We start from the raw sequence: 15,785 nt of genomic DNA, 5'->3' as shown, positions 1-15,785 counted from the left end.
TGTCCTTCGGGTACGGGGTACGCGGTACGAACGGGTTCGGTCAGGCGGTGTGCGTCAGCCGGGCGACGACGTGCAGCCGGTCGGCGTCCAGGCACCTCCCGGGGTCGTCGCCCTCCTGCCAGGCGGGCTCCGTGCGCGGTCCCGGTCCGTCGTGCAGGTCCAGTACCTCGAAGCCGTGCGCGGCGAGGACGTGGCGCAGCTCCTGGGGGAAGAGCAGCCGCCACGCGGAGCGCTGCTCGTGCGGCGGGGTGCCGTCGTCTGCGGTCCACACGCGGGTACGGCGCAGCAGCTGCGCGGCGCGGTCGACGGTGAGGGTGGTGGTCGCGGTCCAGGTGGTGCCCTGCCAGGTGAAGCCGCTGGTGGTCGGCGCGTCGAGGAGTTCGGTACGGCCGAGGAAGAACGCGCCGTTGCGCATCTCCGCGACGAGCAGTCCGCCCGGTGTGAGGCTCCGCCGGCAGGACGCGAGGAAGCCGTCGAGGTCGTCGTTGGTGTGGCAGTACAGCAGGGCGCTGTCCAGGCAGACGACGGCGTCGAAGGACCGCTCGGGGAAGCGGAAGCGGCGCAGGTCGGCCCGTACGTACGAGGGCCCGGGGTGGTGCGTGCGCGCGTACGCCAGCATCGCTTCGGAGAGGTCGGCGCCGACGACGGAACGGCCCACGCGGTACAGGTACGCGGCGTCCCGCCCGGTGCCGCAGCCGATGTCCAGGACGCGCGGCCCGGCGCCGTGGCGGAGCAGGCAGTCCTCGGCCCAGCGGCCGGCCAGCCGTTCGTCGTCGGGGAACCGGGCCTCGTACAGCTCGGGGTTGTCGGTCAGGAGGTTGCGGGCCGACGGGTCGTCGACCGGTCGGGTGCCGCTGTGCACGGCGGTTCCTCTCATGAGCGTCACGCCGCCACCCCCACGGCTCCGGCGGGCGTACGGTCCGGCAGTCCGCGCAGCCGGTGCAGCCAGGCCACCCCCGCGGCGGACAGCAGCCCGAACGCCAGGCAGCACGCCCACGGCAGCCAGGCGGCGCCGGTGTGCCCGCCGGTGTCCATGGCCCAGCCGACGACGGTGTTGCCGACGGCGGCGGCGATGCCCGAGACGACGTAGAAGAGGCCGAAATAGGTACCGGTCAGCTCGGCGCGGCCGAAGTCGGGGATCAGTTCCATCACGAACGGCTGGGCGATCATGACGCCGAGGTAGAGCAGCAGCGCCCCGGCCAGTACGGGCAGTGCGCGCAGCACGGCGACGCCTACGCTCCCCGGCGGCCCGGTCAGGCCCGCGACGGCCATCGGCGGGACGAACGCCAGACCCATCAGGCCGAGTCCGGCGGCGACCCAGCGGGCCCGGCTGCCACGCGCCTTCAGGGCGCGGGTCAGGCGCAGCTGGAGGGTGAGGTTGGCGACGGTGCCGACGAGGAAGACGAGGCCGGCCGCGCCGTCGAAGCCGGTGGCCCGGCGGGCGCCGTCGGGCAGCAGCAGGTACAGCTGGTTCTCCATGGTGAACATCCCGACCATGGCCAGCGCGAAGGCCAGGAAGACACGGTTGCCGACGACCTCGCGCCAGTCACCGAGGACGGAGTTCTTCGTGGGCACGACGGAGCGGGCGGGCAGCACGGCGGCCTGGGCCGCGGTCAGTACGGCGAAGATCGCGGCGGCGGTGAGCGCGGAGGCCCGGAAGTCGACCAGCAGCAGGGCGCTGCCGAGCAGCGGGCCGACCAGCGCGCCGGTGGTCGCGAAGACGTTGAACAGCGCGAACGCCTCGGCCTTCCGCTCCCCCGCCTCCTGCGCGAGGTAGGCCCGTACGGCCGGGTTGAACAGCGCACCCGCCAGTCCGCTGAGGACGGAGGCGGCGAGCAGGACGGCCAGTCCGTCGCCGAGCGCGAAGAGCGCGAAGCCGACGGTGCGCAGGGCGCAGCCCGCGATGATGACGCCGCGGGCGCCGAGCCGGTCGGCGGCCGAGCCGCCGATGAGGAACAGGCCCTGCTGGCTGAGGTTGCGGACGCCGAGGACGATGCCGACGACCGCCGCCGACATCCCCAGGTCCTCGCCCAGGTGCACGGCGAGGTACGGGATGAGCAGGTAGAAGCCGGTGTTGACGCCGAGCTGGTTGACCAGCAGGAGGCGGATGGCGAGCGGGAAGCCGCGCATCTCGTGCCAGATCTTCGTCACCGGGGCACCTCCGCGGCGGGACCGGCCGGGTCGGGTGCCGGGTGCGGCAGGTCGGCGCCGGGTACCGGGCGTACGCCCAGGCCCGGTCCGCGGCCGGCCCGTACGGTGCCGTCGGTGCCGCCGATGCCGGTCCAGGGGTCGTGGGCGAGCAGCAGGTGGCCGTCGAGGTCGGCCCAGCGGGCGCGGTCGGCGAGGTGGACGGCGGGGGCGAGCCCGAGCGAGCTGGCGGTCAGGCAGCCCAGCATCAGGTCGGTGCCGCTGCCCGCGAGCAGTCCGGCGATGCGCAGGGCGGCGTGCACGCCGCCGCACTTGGCGAGCTTGACGTTGATGCCGTGCACCCGCCCGGCCAGCCGCCGGGCGTCCTCGAAGCCGACCGCGTCCTCATCGGCGACGACCGGCAGCGGGGAGCGCTCGGCGAGCCGGGCCAGCGCCTCCGGGTCGCCGGGCGCGAGCGGCTGCTCGACGGCCTCGACACCCAGCTCGGCGTACCGGGGCAGCAGCGCGGTGGCTTGTGCGGTGGTCCAGGCGCCGTTGGGGTCGAGCAGCAGCCGGGCGTACGGCGCGGCTTCGCGCACCGCGCGCACGCGCTCCAGGTCGTCCTCGGGGTCGGGCGAACCGGCCTTGACCTTGATGACGGAGAAGCCGTGCCGGGCCAGCCGGCCGGCCTCCTCCCCGGCGGCGCGGCGGGAGCCGATGCCGATGGTGCGCGCGGTCGCGGCCCGCGGCGCTTCGTGGGTGCCGAGGAGCCGGTGCACGGGGGTGTCGGCGCGCTTGCCGACGAGGTCCAGCAGGGCCGACTCGACGGCGGCGGTCACGGCGGGCGGGGTGCCCGGGGCCGGCAGCTCCCCGGCGCGGAGCGCGTCGAGCGCCGCTTCTGGGCCGTCGAAGCGGGCGAGCTCCAGCGCGGTCTCGCTGAGCAGCCGGCCGATGGTGTCGGCGTCCAGGCCGTAGTAGACGCTGGCCACGGCCTCGCCGTAGCCGCGCTGTCCTTGGTGTTCGACGGCGAGCCAGACGGCGTCGCGGGCCGCCATCGTCGAGCGGGAGATGCGCAGCGGCTCGGTGAGCCGGAGCCGTACGGTGCGCTGGCTGAGCTTCACGGGGTCCCTTCCCAGGGGGTGGTGCGGGTGGGGGTCGGGGCGGGGGACGGGGCGGCGAGCGGGTCGGTGACCGTCCGGCAGCGCGTCCATCCGGTGGCCTCGGCGGCCCGCGGGTGCGGGATCTCGACGGGGCGGGTGGCGGCGGTGGCCAGGTCGAGTCCGTGCGCGGTGGCGAAGTCGTCGTCGTAGACGGTGCCGAGATAGCGCTGCGGCCCGTCGGGGAAGACGGTGGCGACGACCGCGCCCGGGTGGACGCGCGCCGCCCAGGCGGCGACCAGGGCGACCGCGCCGGTGCTCCAGCCGCCGCTGACGAAGTTGCCGGCGGCCAGCCGGCGGCAGGCGTCGGCGGACTCGGCCGGGCCGACCCAGTGCACTTCGTCGAACGCGTCGTAGGCGACGTTGCGCGGGTGGATGCTGCTGCCGAGGCCGCGCATCAGGCGGGGCCTGGCGGGCTGTCCGAAGATCGTGGAGCCGGTGGCGTCCACGCCGATCAGCCGCAGGTCCGGCCAGTGCCGGCGCAGCGGGCCGACGATGCCCGCGCTGTGGCCGCCGGTGCCGACGCTGCACACCAGGACGTCGAGATGGTCCAGGTCGGCGGCGATCTCGGCGGCCAGCGAGGCGTACCCGGCGACGTTGTCGGGGTTGTTGTACTGGTCGGGCCAGTACGCGTCGGGCAGTTCGGCCCGCAGGGCACGCAGCCGGTCCAGCCGCGCGGCCTGCCAGCCGCCCTCGGCCGCCGGGCGGTCCACCAGCTCCAGCCGGACGCCGTACGTACGCAGCAACTGCCGCATCGACGGCTCCAGTTCGGTGTCCCCGACCAGGACGACGGGGTGACCGAGGGCCTGTCCCGCGAAGGCCAGGCCGATGCCGAGGGTGCCGGAGGTGGACTCCACGACCGGGGCGCCGGGCCGGAGTTCGCCGCGCTCCTTGGCGCCCAGCAGCATCGACACGGCGGCGCGCGCCTTCATGCCGCCCGCGGCGAGCCCTTCGAGCTTGGCCCAGAAGCCGGGGTGCGGGCAGGGCAGGCCGGTGGTGATCCGGGCGAGCGGGGAGCGGCCGAGCAGGCCGAGCAGGTGCGGGTTGGCGGTGGTGGGCAGGACGGCCGTGGTCATGCGGCGGCTCCGGAGGCGGCGGCGCGGCGGTCGGCGGCGGCCGTCGTGCCGGCGTACCGGTGGACGGTCCCCGGCCCGCCGTCCAGCCAGAAGAACGGGTACGGCTCGGCGCACACCGCACTCACCCCGGCCCCGAGGAACCGCGGCAGTACGGCACTTCCGGTCTGCGCGAACATCACGAGCGGTGTGCCGTGCGCGGCGGCGTGCGCGCGCAGCGCCTCGAAACTGCCGTTGCCCAGCGTCATGCCGGACGCGAGCACCGCGTCGCAGCGGTCCAGCTCGGCGAGCGCGTCGGTGACGACCGGCTCGCCCCACTCCGTCGTCCCGCCCTTGAGGTCGCACGGCACGTACGCCAGGCCGCGCTCGCGCAGCGCCTCCAGCAGCGAGTTGACGACGCCGACGACCAGGACGCGCGCGCCGGGCGGCGCGTCGATCAGCTCGACGACGGCCCGCGCCCGGGCCCGGGACTTCTCCAGCGAGCTGCCGGCGGGCAGCGGGAAGGGCCGGGCGCCGCTCGCGGACTCGTGCGGCAGGACGTGCATCAGGTACGCGTCCAGCGCCGCCACCCGTACGGGCAGCAGCTCGTGGCCCAGCAGCGTGGCCACGTCGGCGCCGACGCAGGCCTCGACGGCCGCGTCGGTCAGCGCGCCGGGCTCCACCGCGCAGGAGCCGACCGCCGCGCCCAGCCGGAGGCTGAGCACCTCGTTGCGGTAGCCGCCGCTGCGCCCGGCGTGGCGTACGGCCTGCCGGGTGCTGAAGGCCACGGAGATCCGCAGGCCTGCGGGGTCGGGCCCGTACGCACCGGCCAGGACACCGGCCACCAGGTCGTCGTAGGAGGCGGCGGTACAGGGACCGTCGGCCGCGGGGCTCATCGGGCCGCCACCCGCGGGCGCAGCCCGGAGAGCAGCTCCTCGACGCGGGCACGGGCGCCCGGCCCGTCCGGGTCCCCGGCCATGACGTGGCCCAGGTACTCGTTGTTGCTGCCCGCCGCCTTCACGGCCTTCCCCGGCTCGGCGAGCTGGAGTTCCAGCACGCCGTCCGCCTCCCGTACGGCGTCGCCGCCGTCGACACCGTCCAGCACGCCCGCTTCCTCCGGTACGAGGAAGCCGATCGCGGCGCTGCGCAGTCCGGTGTCCCGTACGGTCAGGTCGGGCCGGTCACCGAGCGCGACGTCCACGCAGGCCGCGGCCACGTCGATGCCGGAGACATGGCGGATCAGTTCGGTGATGCGGTTGCCGGCCGGGCGCGGGTTGACCTCGACGACGCGCGGGCCGCCGGGCGTCAGCTTGATCTCGGTGTGCCCGACGACGCCGTCCAGACCGAGGGCCTTGAGCGCCTGCACGGCCGTGTCGGCCGCCGCCTCCGCGTCGGCGGCGGAGAGCGCAGCGGGGAACATGTGCCCGGTCTCGATGAAGGCCGGCGCGCCGCCCACGCTCTTGTCCGTGACCCCGACGACGTGCGTGCTGCCGCCGTGCGTCACGGTCTCCACGCTGACTTCGGGACCGGTCAGCAGCTCTTCGAGCAGGACGACGGGTGCCCGGCGCTGGCCGCGCGCGTTGACGGGGAAGTCCTCGACCGCGCGGTAGGCGCGCTGCAGCTCCGCCTCGTCCGCAACCTGGCGTACGAGCATCCCGGCGCACAGGTCCACGGGCTTGAGCACCAGCGGGTAGCCGATGTCCGCCGCGGCGGCGGCCGCTTCGGTCCGGTCGGCGCAGACCGCGAACCGCGGCTGGGGCAGTCCGGCCTCCGCGAGCACGCGGCGGGTGGCGTCCTTGCGGCAGGCGTTCTCGACCGCTTCCGGGGCCGGACCCGGCAGGCCGAGATGGCCGGCGATCCGGGCGACGGTCGGCAGGTAGTAGTCGCAGGACGTGATCACGCCGTCGAAGCCCAGCGCGGCGTGCAGCCGCTCGGCGTACGGCAGCAGCGTGTCCAGGTCGTTGGTGTCGGCGGTCAGCACGTTGCGGGCGCCGAGCAGCGGGTGGGCGGTGCCCTCGGGCGCGCTGCGCAGGTAGTGGTGCAGGTCGCGGGTGAGGAAGGTGAACTCGTGCCCGCCCTCGCGGATCGCGCGCGGCAACAGCCTGCTCATCGCTCCGACCCAGCTCTCGACCATCAGCAGATGAGCCACGATTCCCCTTTTCCAGCGGTGAGTTGCGGTCGTCGGCCGTGCCGGACCCCCGTGCTCGGAAGAGCCGTCCGGCTTGACCGCCCCACACTGTAAACGATAATCGTTTTCAAGTCACCCGATTGCGCGGTGTCCCCGCCACTGCCCTGAATGCGAGATCTGTGACCACCGTCGTCCGCCGATCCGGCCTGCTGTGCGCCCTCGCGGCCACCGCCGCCGCGGTCCTGCCCGCCGCCCCCGCGCATGCCGCCCCGCCCCGGCCGCCCGGCCTGCACTTCGGCGCCTGCCCCGACTCCGTACCGGACCCGCCGGCCCCCGACCGCGTCGAGTGCGGCGAGCTGAGCGTGCCGCTGGACCACGACCACCCCGAGGGCCGGCACATACGCATCGCCGTCTCGCGCGTACCGGCCTCAGGCCCGGCCGCCGAGCGGCGTGGCGTCCTGCTGGTGAACCCGGGCGGCCCGGGCGGCTCCGGCCTCCCGTACGCCGTCACCAAGCGCGCCAAGCTCCCCGAGAGCGTGCGCCGTTCGTACGACGTGATCGGATTCGACCCGCGCGGCACGGGGCGCAGCGCGCCCGCCGACTGCGGCCCGATGGGCGGTCTCTTCGACGCGCCCGGCCAGGACCCGGTGCCGACGGACCCGGCCGCCGAGCGCGGCTACCTCGACTCCCTCCGGCGCACCGCCGGCGACTGCGCCACCGGGGTCGGCGACGCCCTCCCGCACCTCTCGACCACCGAGACCGCCCGCGACATGGACGCGATCCGCGCGGCCCTCGGCAAGCGGAAGATCGGCTACCTGGGCGTGTCCTACGGGACGTACCTCGGCGCCGCCTATGCCGCCCGATTCCCGCACCGGGTCGGCCGGATGGTGCTCGACAGCGTCGTCGGACCCGAGGACTGGTACGACTTCGACCTCCGGCAGAGCCGGGCCCTGCTGCGGCAGCGCGACACCTTCTTCGGCTGGGCCGCCGGACACGGCAAGCGCTTCGGACTGGGCGGCAGCGCCACCGAGGTACGCGCCGCCTACCAGCGCGCCCGCGACGGCCTCGCCGCCCGCCCCGTGGCCGGCTTCGGCGCCGCGGAGTTCGACCGGGCCGTGTACCGGGCGCTCGGCCGTACCGAACGCTGGGCGGGCCTCGCCGACGGCATCCGCGGCTACCTGCGGGACGGGGACGTCGAGGCGCTCCGCCCGGCCGAACCCTTCGACGGCGCCGACTCACGCACCTACGAGGCCGCCAACCGCACCGTCAAGTGCGCCGACGGCCCCGGGCCCACGCCCGCGCGCGTGCTCACCGACCTGCGCCGGATGCGGCGGCTGGACCCGCAGCCGGTACTCACCGGAATGGAGGCACCGGTGTGCGCGTACTGGCACCACCGGCCCACCCACCGCACCGCGCTCGGCAGCCCCGCGGCACCGCCCGTCCTCCTGGTCGCCTCCGAGCACGACCCCGTCACGCCGATCGCGGGCGCCCGCGCGATGCAGCGGCGGCTGCCCGGCTCCCGGCTGGTCACCCTGCACGACGACTACTCCCATGGGGTGTTCGCCAGCCGGGGCAACGCCTGCGTGGACGGCGCGGCTGCCGCGTACCTGGTGGCCGGGACCGTACCGTCGGCCGACGTGCACTGCACCGGCCCCGGCCTCCCGACGCCCTGACCCCCGGAAAGCACGGAAACTCATGACTGTCACCGACAACCGGCGCGCCGCGGCGCCCGGCGCCTCCCCGTACACCATCCGGGCCGCCACCCCCGCCGATGTCGCGGGCGCCCGCCGCGTCATGCTCGACACGCTCTACCGGGAATTCGACTACGGCTACGTGCCCCAGTGGCACCACGACATCGTCGACATCCACGCGACCTACCTCGACGACCCGCGCCACCTGCTGCTCGTCGCCGTGCACGAGGGCGAGGTGGTCGGCACCACCGGCATCCGGTCGGCGGGCCCCGCCCATCCGCCGCACCCCCGCTGGCTCGCCGACCGCTACCCGTCCGGCTCCACCGCCCAGCTCGTCCGCGTCTACGTCGACCCGGCCCACCGGCGGCACGGACTGGCCCGCACCATGGTCCGGCAGGCCTGCGCCTTCGTGGCCGACACCCCCGGATACGCCCGTATCTACCTGCACACCAACGTCAAGGTCGAGGGCAGCGGCGCCTTCTGGCGCAGCCTGGCGGACGAGGTCTTCGACGCCCGCGCGACGGGCGAGCACGGGCCGGGTGTCGAGACGGTCCACTTCGAGATCCCGATGCCGGCCCGGACGCCGGTGACCGCCGAAGGCTGACGCCCTCCCGCTTCCCCTCCCGTGTCGCCCGCCGGCTCCGGTCCGGGGCGGTCGGGAGGGGGCGAAACCGGCGTCCGTTGGACAGACAAGTGGTGCAGTGTGCACTGGAGTTGACCAATCCCGGTCGGTTGCCGCCGCTTCTCCGGGGAATGCCGACCGGCCGGTACCGTGGGCCAGGGCCGGAGCGGTGGAGTCAGGTGTACCTGCACCGGCCGGTCACCGATGCCCGTACCCCGCCCCGCGGGGCAGGCCGGCGGCCTCCGGAGGCGAGGCCCCGGAGGTCCACTTCGGAGGCGGGGCTCATGCGGGAGTCGGAGTACTCGGAGTACAGCGGGCCGGACACGCTCACCGGGCGGCACGCGGCGCTGACAGAGGTCGACGCACTGCTGCGCCGCACACGACTGGTGACCGTGACAGGCCCGGGCGGCGTGGGGAAGAGCGCACTCGCCGGGGCGCTGGCACGGCGCTCGGCGCTCGTCCCGGAGGCGGTCGTGGGCCGTACCGACCTGACGGCGCTCGACGGTCCCGAACTGCTGCCGCACTGGCTGGCCCGCGCGCTGCGACGCGACGGCCACCCCGGGAAGCCGCAGCTCGCGGCGCTGGCCGAGTCGCTGGGCGACGGCCTGGCGCTGCTGGTCGTGGACACCTGCGAACGCCTGGCCGGACCGTGCACCGAGATCTTCGCCGAACTGGTCGACGCCTGCCCCGGCCTGCACGTACTGGCCACCAGCCGCATCCCGCTGGAGACTCCCGGACGGTACCCGCTGCCCCCCGTCCCGCCGGAAGTCGCGGCCGGGCTGTTCACCGCGTACGCCCGGCAGCTGGGCGCCCGGGGGGAGACGGCGCCCGGCACGGTCCGGCGCATCTGCGCGCTGCTGGACGGCCTGCCGCTCGCCGTACTGATCGCGGCGGGCCGCCTGGCCCACTCCCCGGCCGACGACGTCCTCTCCTGCTTCGCCCGGGCCGAGAACATCCTCGACCTGCCCGCCACCGTCCCCGGTCTGCCCGGCCGCCACCGGACGCTGCGCGACTCGCTCAGCTGGAGCCGCCGGCTCTGCACCGCCGACGAGCGGCTGCTCTGGGCACGGTGCAGCGTCTTCCCCGGCGGCTTCGAGCTCGCGCACGTACTGGAGGTGTGCGGCGACGGCCTGCTGCCGGCCGGCCCGCTCGCCGGGGCCCTCACCGGACTGTCGCGGCAGTCGCTGATCGAGCCGGTGCCGGAAACCGGGGGCACCGCCTTCCGGATGCCGCGCGCCACCCGGGCGTACGGGCGGCAGCAGCTGGGCCGGTCGGGCGAGGAACGCGAGTTCGTGAACCGCTTCCTGACATGGTCGCTGCGCCATTCCTGAGCCGGCCGCGCGGCCCGCGGAGCTTCCGGAGTGTCCAGTTCCTGATCACCGGTGCACTTCTGCGACGTGCTTCTTTCCGAGAGAATTCGCGATATGCACACCCTGTGCATCGTCCGGTCACTAGGCTGTTCGACTTCAGCGCAGCCAGCGGGCAGGCCTTGTCATGCCGAAGCTTCCTCCGGCCGGACGCGCCCACACCGGCGTACCGGCCGCACCACCGCCCGGCACACGCCTGAGGCTGCTTCGAGGAACGTTTCCGCTGTTGCTGGCCGCCCTGTGCGCCACGCTGGGACGGACGCTGGACCTCGAACTGTTCCTCCTCCCCCTGATGCCCGCCGTCGCCGCACTGCCCGCGATCGGCCGGCCGAGCATGCGCGCCGTGCCGGCCGCCGGGGCCGCCGCGCTCGCGGGCGTCGGGGTGCTGGGCTGGGGAGCCCGACCGGTGAACGTGGTCGCGGCGCTGGCCGGCGTGCTGGCGGTGACCGCGCTGGTCCGTACCGCCGCCCGCCGCAGCCGCCGCCAGGAGACCAAGATCGCCCGGCTCGGCCGGCTCGCCCAGGTGACCCAGGCGGCGGTGCTGCCCCGGCCGCCCGAGTCGGTGGGCGGGGTCCGGCTGGACGCGCGGTATCTGGCGGCCACCCCCGGCGCCACGGTCGGCGGGGACATCTGCGGCGCCGAGCGCACCCCCTTCGGCGTACGGCTGCTCATCGGCGACGTGTCGGGCAAAGGGCTGGACGTGGTCGCGACGGCAGCCGAGACCCTGCACATCTGGCGGGAGCTCGCGCACCACGAGGCCAGCCTGGCGGGCATCGCGCTGCGCATGGACACCTCCGTCACCCGCATCCACCACCACGACGGCTTCGTCACCGCGCTGCTGATCAACGTGTACGACGACGGCCGGGTCGAGCTGCTCAGCTGCGGCCATCCGCCGCCCCTCCTGGTACGCGGCGGCCGCGCTTCCTGGCTCTCCGGGCTGGACGCGACGGCCCCGCTGGGGCTGATGCGGATGGTGGAGGACCGGTGCCCCACCGCGGTCGTCCACCCGGCGCCCGGCGACTGGCTGCTGCTGTGCACGGACGGGGTGGCCGAATGCCGCAACCCGGACGGCGAGTTCTATCCGCTCGCCGAACGCCTCACGTCCCTCTGCGGCCGCGAGCCGACCGTCGTCCTGGACGCCCTCGAAGCCGACCTGGCGCGCTACCGGGACACCGGCTCCCGCGACGACGCGATGATGCTCCTCATCCGGCCACCGAACCGGCAGCCCTCCGCGTGAGTCACGGGCACCGGCCTCCCGGCGCGCATCAGCCGGTCTCCGGCGGCGGTGCGGGGCGGGCGCCCCGGCCGGGCACGGTCAGCCGGTCTCCGGCGGCGGGGGCGGAGTGGGCGCCCCGGCCGGCGGGGCGATCTTCGGGTAACCGGCCGTGGCGACCGGAGCCGCCTCGGCGGGCACCGCGGCACGGGGCAGCACGGCGTCCCGGCGGGCGCCCGGGTCCCAGCCGGTCTCCACCACCCGCCTCTGCACCAGCACGGCACCGGCCAGCACCACCGCACCGACGGCCAGCATCAGCACGACGGCACCGGCACCGCCCACCTCGGCCGCGTTGCCGATCAACGCGCCGAACCAGCCGAAGTCGGCGTCGCCGAAGGTGGTGTTCTCCTCGCCGAACGCGCCGAGCACCTTCAGGAGCAGCGCGGGCAGGAAAGTGATCAGGACACCGTTGACGAAGGCACCGAGGGCCGCGCCGCGCCGGCCGCCCGTCGCGTTCCCGTACACGCCGGCCGCGCCACCGGTGAAGAAGTGCGGCACCAGCCCCGGCAGGACCAGCGCCAGGCCGAACCACGGGTGGAAGAGCGCGGAGAGCAGCCCGAGGCTGACCAGACCGCCGAGGAAGCTGCAGAGGAAGCCGATGAGGACGGCGTTCTGGGCGTACGGGAAGACGATCGGCGCGTCCAGGGAGGGCACCGCACCGGGCACGACCTTCTTGGCGATGCCCTGGAACGCCGGGACCAGCTCGCCGAGGATCGTCCGCACGCCGAACAGGATGACCGCGACCGCGATGCCGAACTGCAGGCCCTGCATGACGGACTGCATGAGGTAGTTGCCGAGGCCGGTGGCCACCGCCCCGCCGTCGGTCGCGAAGGCCTTGAACGCGGTGACCCGGCCCGCCTTGGCCAGGAAGAGGACCGCCAGGATCACGTAGATCAGGACCATGGACAGCGCCGTGGCCACCATCGAGTCACGCAGGAAGCGCAGCCCCTCGGGCAGCTTCATGTCCTCCGTGCTGCGGCTGCGCCTGCCGACCAGCTGCCCGGTCGCGCCCGCCGCGATGTACCCGGCGGTGCCGAAGTGGCCGACGGCGATGGTGTTGTCACCGGTGACGCGCTTGGTCCACGGGTGCGCGAAGGCCGGCATGGCGACCAGCAGGATGCCGAGCAGCACGCCGCCGACCAGCACCACCACCACGGAGGACTGCTTCGCGGTGGCCAGCACCACCGTCAGCAGGGTGGCCATGAACAGCATGTGGTGGCCGGTCAGGAAGACGTACCGGAGCGGGGTGAAACGGGCCAGCAGCAGACTGACCCCGAAGCCGACGATCATCAGCCAGGCCACCCGGGCGCCGAACTGCGCCTGTGCGATGCCGACGATCGCCTCGTTGGTCGGGATCACGCCGTGCGCGCCGGTCGCGCCCTGGATCATCTCGCCCAGCGGAGCGAGGGCCGCGACGACCAGGTCGGCGCCGGCCCCGATCAGCAGGAAGCCCAGCGTGGCCTTGATGGCGCCGCCGACGATCTGCCCGGCGGACTTCTTCAGGGCGATCAGGCCGGTGGCCGTGATCAGGCCGACCAGATACGCCGGCTGGCTGAGGACCTCGTTGACGAGGAACTCGGCGATCGACACGAGCCAGTGCATGAAAGAAGCACCCTTCGTTACTGGACGTCGTAGGTGTCGCGGAGGATGCGGTCGACCTCACCCGTACTGGTGAAGTTCTCGACGACCTTCACGGGGACGCCGACATCGCCGAGCGTCCTGGCGATCTCGCCCGAGGTGAGGATGGCGACGGCCTCGCCCGCCTTGCCCTTCGCGGAGATGGTGTCGGTCGCCTCGACGCTGACGTACTTCGACCAGCCCCAGCGGTCGAGCACCTGCTCCAGGGTGTTCTTCAGGAAGAGGCTGGTGCCCAGGCCGTTGCCGCAGACGGTGAGGATCTTGTGCACGGAGGTGCTGCCGCCGGCCGACTGCCGCTCCGGCGACTGGCCGGTCTCCGCCGACCGTCCGGGTCCCTGCGACCGTCCGGGCTCCTGCGACCGTCCGGGCCCCGGCGACCGTCCGGGCTCCGCCTCGTACTCCGGCGTCTCCGCTGACGGCGAGGGCCGCTCGGGGGTTTCCGGTCCTGCCAGTACCGCGCGCAGCGCCTCCGGTGTCCGCGCCGCGCGCAGCGCCCGCTCGGTCTCCGGGTCACCCAGCAACCTCGCCAGCGCGGCCATCGCCTCGGTGTGCGCCCCGGAGTCCCGCGCCGCGAGCCCGACGACCAGGCTCACCGGATCGTTCGACTCGTGACCGAACTCCACCGGCTCGGCCAGCCGCACCCACGACATACCGGTCTCCAGTACCGCAGGCGAGGGGCGGGCGTGCGCGAAGGCGAAACCGGGAGCGATGACGATGTACGGCCCGTTCTCCTCGACGTTCTCGATCATTTCCGTGGTGTACTCGCCGGTGGCGGCACCCGTCGCGACCATCAGGTCACCGGCCGCCCGCACCGCCTCCCGCCAGTCCGCCACCGTCACGTCCAGCCGCACGGCATCGGCAGGGATCAGTTCGCTCAGTGTCGGCATGGACGGGATCGTCGCACGAAAACGCTTGCCCGGATATGCGGTGCACGGCGCCGGAAGGGATCATCGGAACATGAACGTGAGGATGCGGGTCGCGCAGCAGGAGGAAGCCGACGAACTGCTCGGTCGCAGTCCGCTCGCCGCTCTGGTGGGCATGCTGCTGGACCAGCAGGTCCCGATGGAGTGGGCGTTCACCGGCCCGTACACCATCGCCCGGCGGATGGACGGCGACGACCTGGACGCGCACGCGATCGCGGCCCAGGACCCGGAGGCTTTCGAGGAGCTGCTGGCCCGCAAGCCGGCCGTGCACCGCTACCCGCGGTCCATGGCCAAACGGGTGCAGCAGCTGTGCCAGTACCTCGTCGAGCACTACGACGGCGACGCGGAAGCGGTCTGGCGGGACGCCGGGAGCGGCGCCGAGCTGCTGAAACGCCTCAACGAGCTGCCCGGCTTCGGCAAGCAGAAGGCCCAGATCTTCCTGGCCCTCCTCGGCAAGCAGTTCGGCGTGCGCCCCGAGGGCTGGCGCGAGGCAGCCGGCCCGTACGGCGAGGAGGACGCCCGCCGCTCGGTGGCCGACATCACGGGCCCCGCATCCCTCGCCGAGGTCCGCGCCTACAAGCAGGAGATGAAGCGGGCGGCCAAGAAGGCGGCCGGCAAGTAGCCGGCCGCCCGGGGGCCGGCGGGCCTGGGGCCGGCCGCGGTTCAGGCTTCGGGGGTGGCCGCCGCCCGGGCCGCCCAGCGCTGCTCGACCCCGGACAGCCGCCAGTAGGCGATCGCCGCCGCCCAGACGACGACGAAGATGCCGACGATGAGATAACCGACGTTGTCCAGGTTCAGCCCGGAGATCCAGTCGGTGACCGCGTCCGTGAGCCCGAGCTTGTCGTGCAGCACGCTCACCAGCTCGATGGTGCCGATGAAGAAGGCCACCACGATCGACAGCCCGGTGATGGTGAGGTTGTAGTAGACCTTGCGCACCGGGTTGGCGAACGCCCACTGGTAGGCGAAGTTCATGAACGTGCCGTCGAGCGTGTCGAACAGGCTCATGCCGGCCGCGAACAGCAGTGGCAGGCACAGGATCGCGTACCAGGGCAGACCTGTTGCGGCCCCGCTGCCGGCCATCACCATCAGCGTGACCTCGGTCGCGGTGTCGAAGCCGAGGCCGAAGAGGAAGCCGAGCGGGTACATCTGCCCCGGGCGGGAGATCGACTTGGTGAAGCGGCCCAGTACGCGGTTCATGAAGCCGCGCGAGTCCAGCTGCCGCTCCAGCTCGGCCTCGTCGTACGTCCCGGCCCGCATGGACCGGAACACCCGCCAGATGCCGGCCAGCGCGACGAGGTTCAGGGCCGCGATGAGGTACAGGAACCCGCCGGAGACGGTGGTGCCGACCGTGCCGAGCACCTGGTGCGTGCGGGAACCGTCGTCCAGCAGCGTCCCCGCGATCGCCGCGCCGCCCGCCACCAGGGCGGCCATCACGACGACCACGCTGGAGTGCCCCAGCGCGAACCAGAAGCCCACCGACACCGGCCGCTTCCCGTCGGCCATGAGCTTGCGGGTGGTGTTGTCGATCGCGGCGATGTGATCGGCGTCGAAGGCGTGCCGCATGCCGAGGGTGTACGCGGTGACGCCGAGGCCGACGCCGTAGACCTGGGTGCCGATCGTGTAGTGGTTCGGCACCACCAGCAGGAGCAGCACGCCGAAGGCGATGACGTGCAAGCCGGCTATGACGGCCAGCAGACCGGCCGTGCGGACCGTGTCCCGCCGCTGCCAGCGGAACTGCCGCAGCTCGGGGGGCGTGGGGGTTGTGGGGGTATGAGTGGGCACGGTCATGCGGCCGTCACGCTCCAGC

14 protein-coding genes are annotated in these 15,785 nt (G+C 73.9%); 5 read left to right on the top strand and 9 right to left on the bottom strand.

The genetic code is table 11. The features are described 5' to 3' along the window. Nucleotides 1-40: 40 nt before the first annotated feature. The 6 genes from AAC944_RS19810 to AAC944_RS19785 are packed head-to-tail and all read right to left on the bottom strand — an operon-like array spanning nt 41 to nt 6,485. Nucleotides 41-862, bottom strand: a complete 822-nt coding sequence (locus tag AAC944_RS19810) for a class I SAM-dependent DNA methyltransferase (RefSeq protein WP_368396359.1) — start codon at nt 860-862, stop codon at nt 41-43. A 20-nt stretch (nt 863-882) separates the two neighbouring features. Next, entirely contained in the window at nt 883-2,130 is a 1,248-nt protein-coding gene (locus AAC944_RS19805; protein WP_030615694.1) for an MFS transporter, read from the bottom strand. Nucleotides 2,131-2,147: 17 nt separating this feature from the next. Beyond that, nucleotides 2,148-3,248 (bottom strand): dipeptide epimerase, encoded by a 1,101-nt coding sequence (locus tag AAC944_RS19800; protein WP_030615691.1) that lies wholly within the window; start codon nt 3,246-3,248, stop codon nt 2,148-2,150. Next, entirely contained in the window at nt 3,245-4,360 is a 1,116-nt protein-coding gene (locus tag AAC944_RS19795) for a PLP-dependent cysteine synthase family protein (protein ID WP_030615688.1), read from the bottom strand. Before AAC944_RS19795 ends, AAC944_RS19800 begins: the two co-directional genes overlap by 4 nt. Continuing rightward, nucleotides 4,357-5,232: a Rossmann-like domain-containing protein gene (locus AAC944_RS19790; RefSeq protein WP_051871819.1), complete on the bottom strand. Its 876-nt coding sequence runs from the start codon at nt 5,230-5,232 to the stop codon at nt 4,357-4,359. Before AAC944_RS19790 ends, AAC944_RS19795 begins: the two co-directional genes overlap by 4 nt. Beyond that, the gene (locus AAC944_RS19785; RefSeq protein WP_030615682.1) at nt 5,229-6,485 is read right to left on the bottom strand and encodes an ATP-grasp domain-containing protein; all 1,257 of its coding nucleotides are present in this window, start codon (nt 6,483-6,485) and stop codon (nt 5,229-5,231) included. Before AAC944_RS19785 ends, AAC944_RS19790 begins: the two co-directional genes overlap by 4 nt. A gap of 158 nt (nt 6,486-6,643) precedes the next feature. On the opposite strand from AAC944_RS19785, the gene AAC944_RS19780 reads away from it, so the two are divergent. From AAC944_RS19780 to AAC944_RS19765, 4 genes are all read left to right on the top strand, one after another. Further along, nucleotides 6,644-8,137 (top strand): alpha/beta hydrolase, encoded by a 1,494-nt coding sequence (locus AAC944_RS19780; protein ID WP_030615679.1) that lies wholly within the window; start codon nt 6,644-6,646, stop codon nt 8,135-8,137. 22 nt (nt 8,138-8,159) lie between these two features. Next, nucleotides 8,160-8,759: a GNAT family N-acetyltransferase gene (locus AAC944_RS19775; RefSeq protein ID WP_030615676.1), complete on the top strand. Its 600-nt coding sequence runs from the start codon at nt 8,160-8,162 to the stop codon at nt 8,757-8,759. A gap of 302 nt (nt 8,760-9,061) precedes the next feature. Further along, the gene (locus AAC944_RS19770) at nt 9,062-10,108 is read left to right on the top strand and encodes an ATP-binding protein (protein ID WP_051871817.1); all 1,047 of its coding nucleotides are present in this window, start codon (nt 9,062-9,064) and stop codon (nt 10,106-10,108) included. Nucleotides 10,109-10,370: 262 nt separating this feature from the next. Further along, entirely contained in the window at nt 10,371-11,381 is a 1,011-nt protein-coding gene (locus AAC944_RS19765; protein ID WP_051871816.1) for a PP2C family protein-serine/threonine phosphatase, read from the top strand. Nucleotides 11,382-11,459: 78 nt separating this feature from the next. On the opposite strand, the gene ulaA is transcribed toward AAC944_RS19765, so the two are convergent. Then, on the bottom strand, nt 11,460-13,019 hold the full coding sequence (ulaA, locus tag AAC944_RS19760) for a PTS ascorbate transporter subunit IIC (RefSeq protein ID WP_030615668.1): 1,560 nt from the start codon (nt 13,017-13,019) through the stop codon (nt 11,460-11,462). A gap of 17 nt (nt 13,020-13,036) precedes the next feature. Beyond that, on the bottom strand, nt 13,037-13,942 hold the full coding sequence (locus AAC944_RS19755) for a PTS sugar transporter subunit IIAB (RefSeq protein ID WP_030615665.1): 906 nt from the start codon (nt 13,940-13,942) through the stop codon (nt 13,037-13,039). 70 nt (nt 13,943-14,012) lie between these two features. Between AAC944_RS19755 and AAC944_RS19750 the strand changes: the two genes are divergently transcribed. Further along, nucleotides 14,013-14,600 (top strand): HhH-GPD-type base excision DNA repair protein, encoded by a 588-nt coding sequence (locus AAC944_RS19750; protein ID WP_030615662.1) that lies wholly within the window; start codon nt 14,013-14,015, stop codon nt 14,598-14,600. A 41-nt stretch (nt 14,601-14,641) separates the two neighbouring features. On the opposite strand, the gene nicT is transcribed toward AAC944_RS19750, so the two are convergent. Beyond that, complete coding sequence (nicT, locus tag AAC944_RS19745; RefSeq protein ID WP_030615659.1) at nt 14,642-15,766, bottom strand: Nickel transporter NicT; 1,125 nt, start codon at nt 15,764-15,766, stop codon at nt 14,642-14,644. Nucleotides 15,767-15,785: the final 19 nt, after the last annotated feature.

Source organism: Streptomyces sclerotialus, from assembly GCF_040907265.1.
GTDB classification, from domain to species: Bacteria; Actinomycetota; Actinomycetes; order Streptomycetales; family Streptomycetaceae; genus Streptomyces; species Streptomyces sclerotialus.
The sequence above is the reverse complement of the archived record's forward strand: the minus strand, read 5'-3'. Positions and strand labels throughout refer to the sequence as shown.

Bases quoted from the DNA above. Each gene is read 5' to 3' on its own strand.
- AAC944_RS19805 (WP_030615694.1), bottom strand. From the start codon at position 2,130: ATGCGCGGCTTCCCGCTCGCCATCCGCCTCCTGCTGGTCAACCAGCTC.
- nicT (WP_030615659.1), bottom strand. From the start codon at position 15,766: ATGACCGTGCCCACTCATACCCCCACAACCCCCACGCCCCCCGAGCTG.
- AAC944_RS19770 (WP_051871817.1), top strand. From the start codon at position 9,062: ATGCGGGAGTCGGAGTACTCGGAGTACAGCGGGCCGGACACGCTCACC.
- ulaA (WP_030615668.1), bottom strand. From the start codon at position 13,019: ATGCACTGGCTCGTGTCGATCGCCGAGTTCCTCGTCAACGAGGTCCTC.
- AAC944_RS19795 (WP_030615688.1), bottom strand. From the start codon at position 4,360: ATGACCACGGCCGTCCTGCCCACCACCGCCAACCCGCACCTGCTCGGC.
- AAC944_RS19775 (WP_030615676.1), top strand. From the start codon at position 8,160: ATGACTGTCACCGACAACCGGCGCGCCGCGGCGCCCGGCGCCTCCCCG.
- AAC944_RS19790 (WP_051871819.1), bottom strand. From the start codon at position 5,232: ATGAGCCCCGCGGCCGACGGTCCCTGTACCGCCGCCTCCTACGACGAC.
- AAC944_RS19750 (WP_030615662.1), top strand. From the start codon at position 14,013: ATGAACGTGAGGATGCGGGTCGCGCAGCAGGAGGAAGCCGACGAACTG.
- AAC944_RS19755 (WP_030615665.1), bottom strand. From the start codon at position 13,942: ATGCCGACACTGAGCGAACTGATCCCTGCCGATGCCGTGCGGCTGGAC.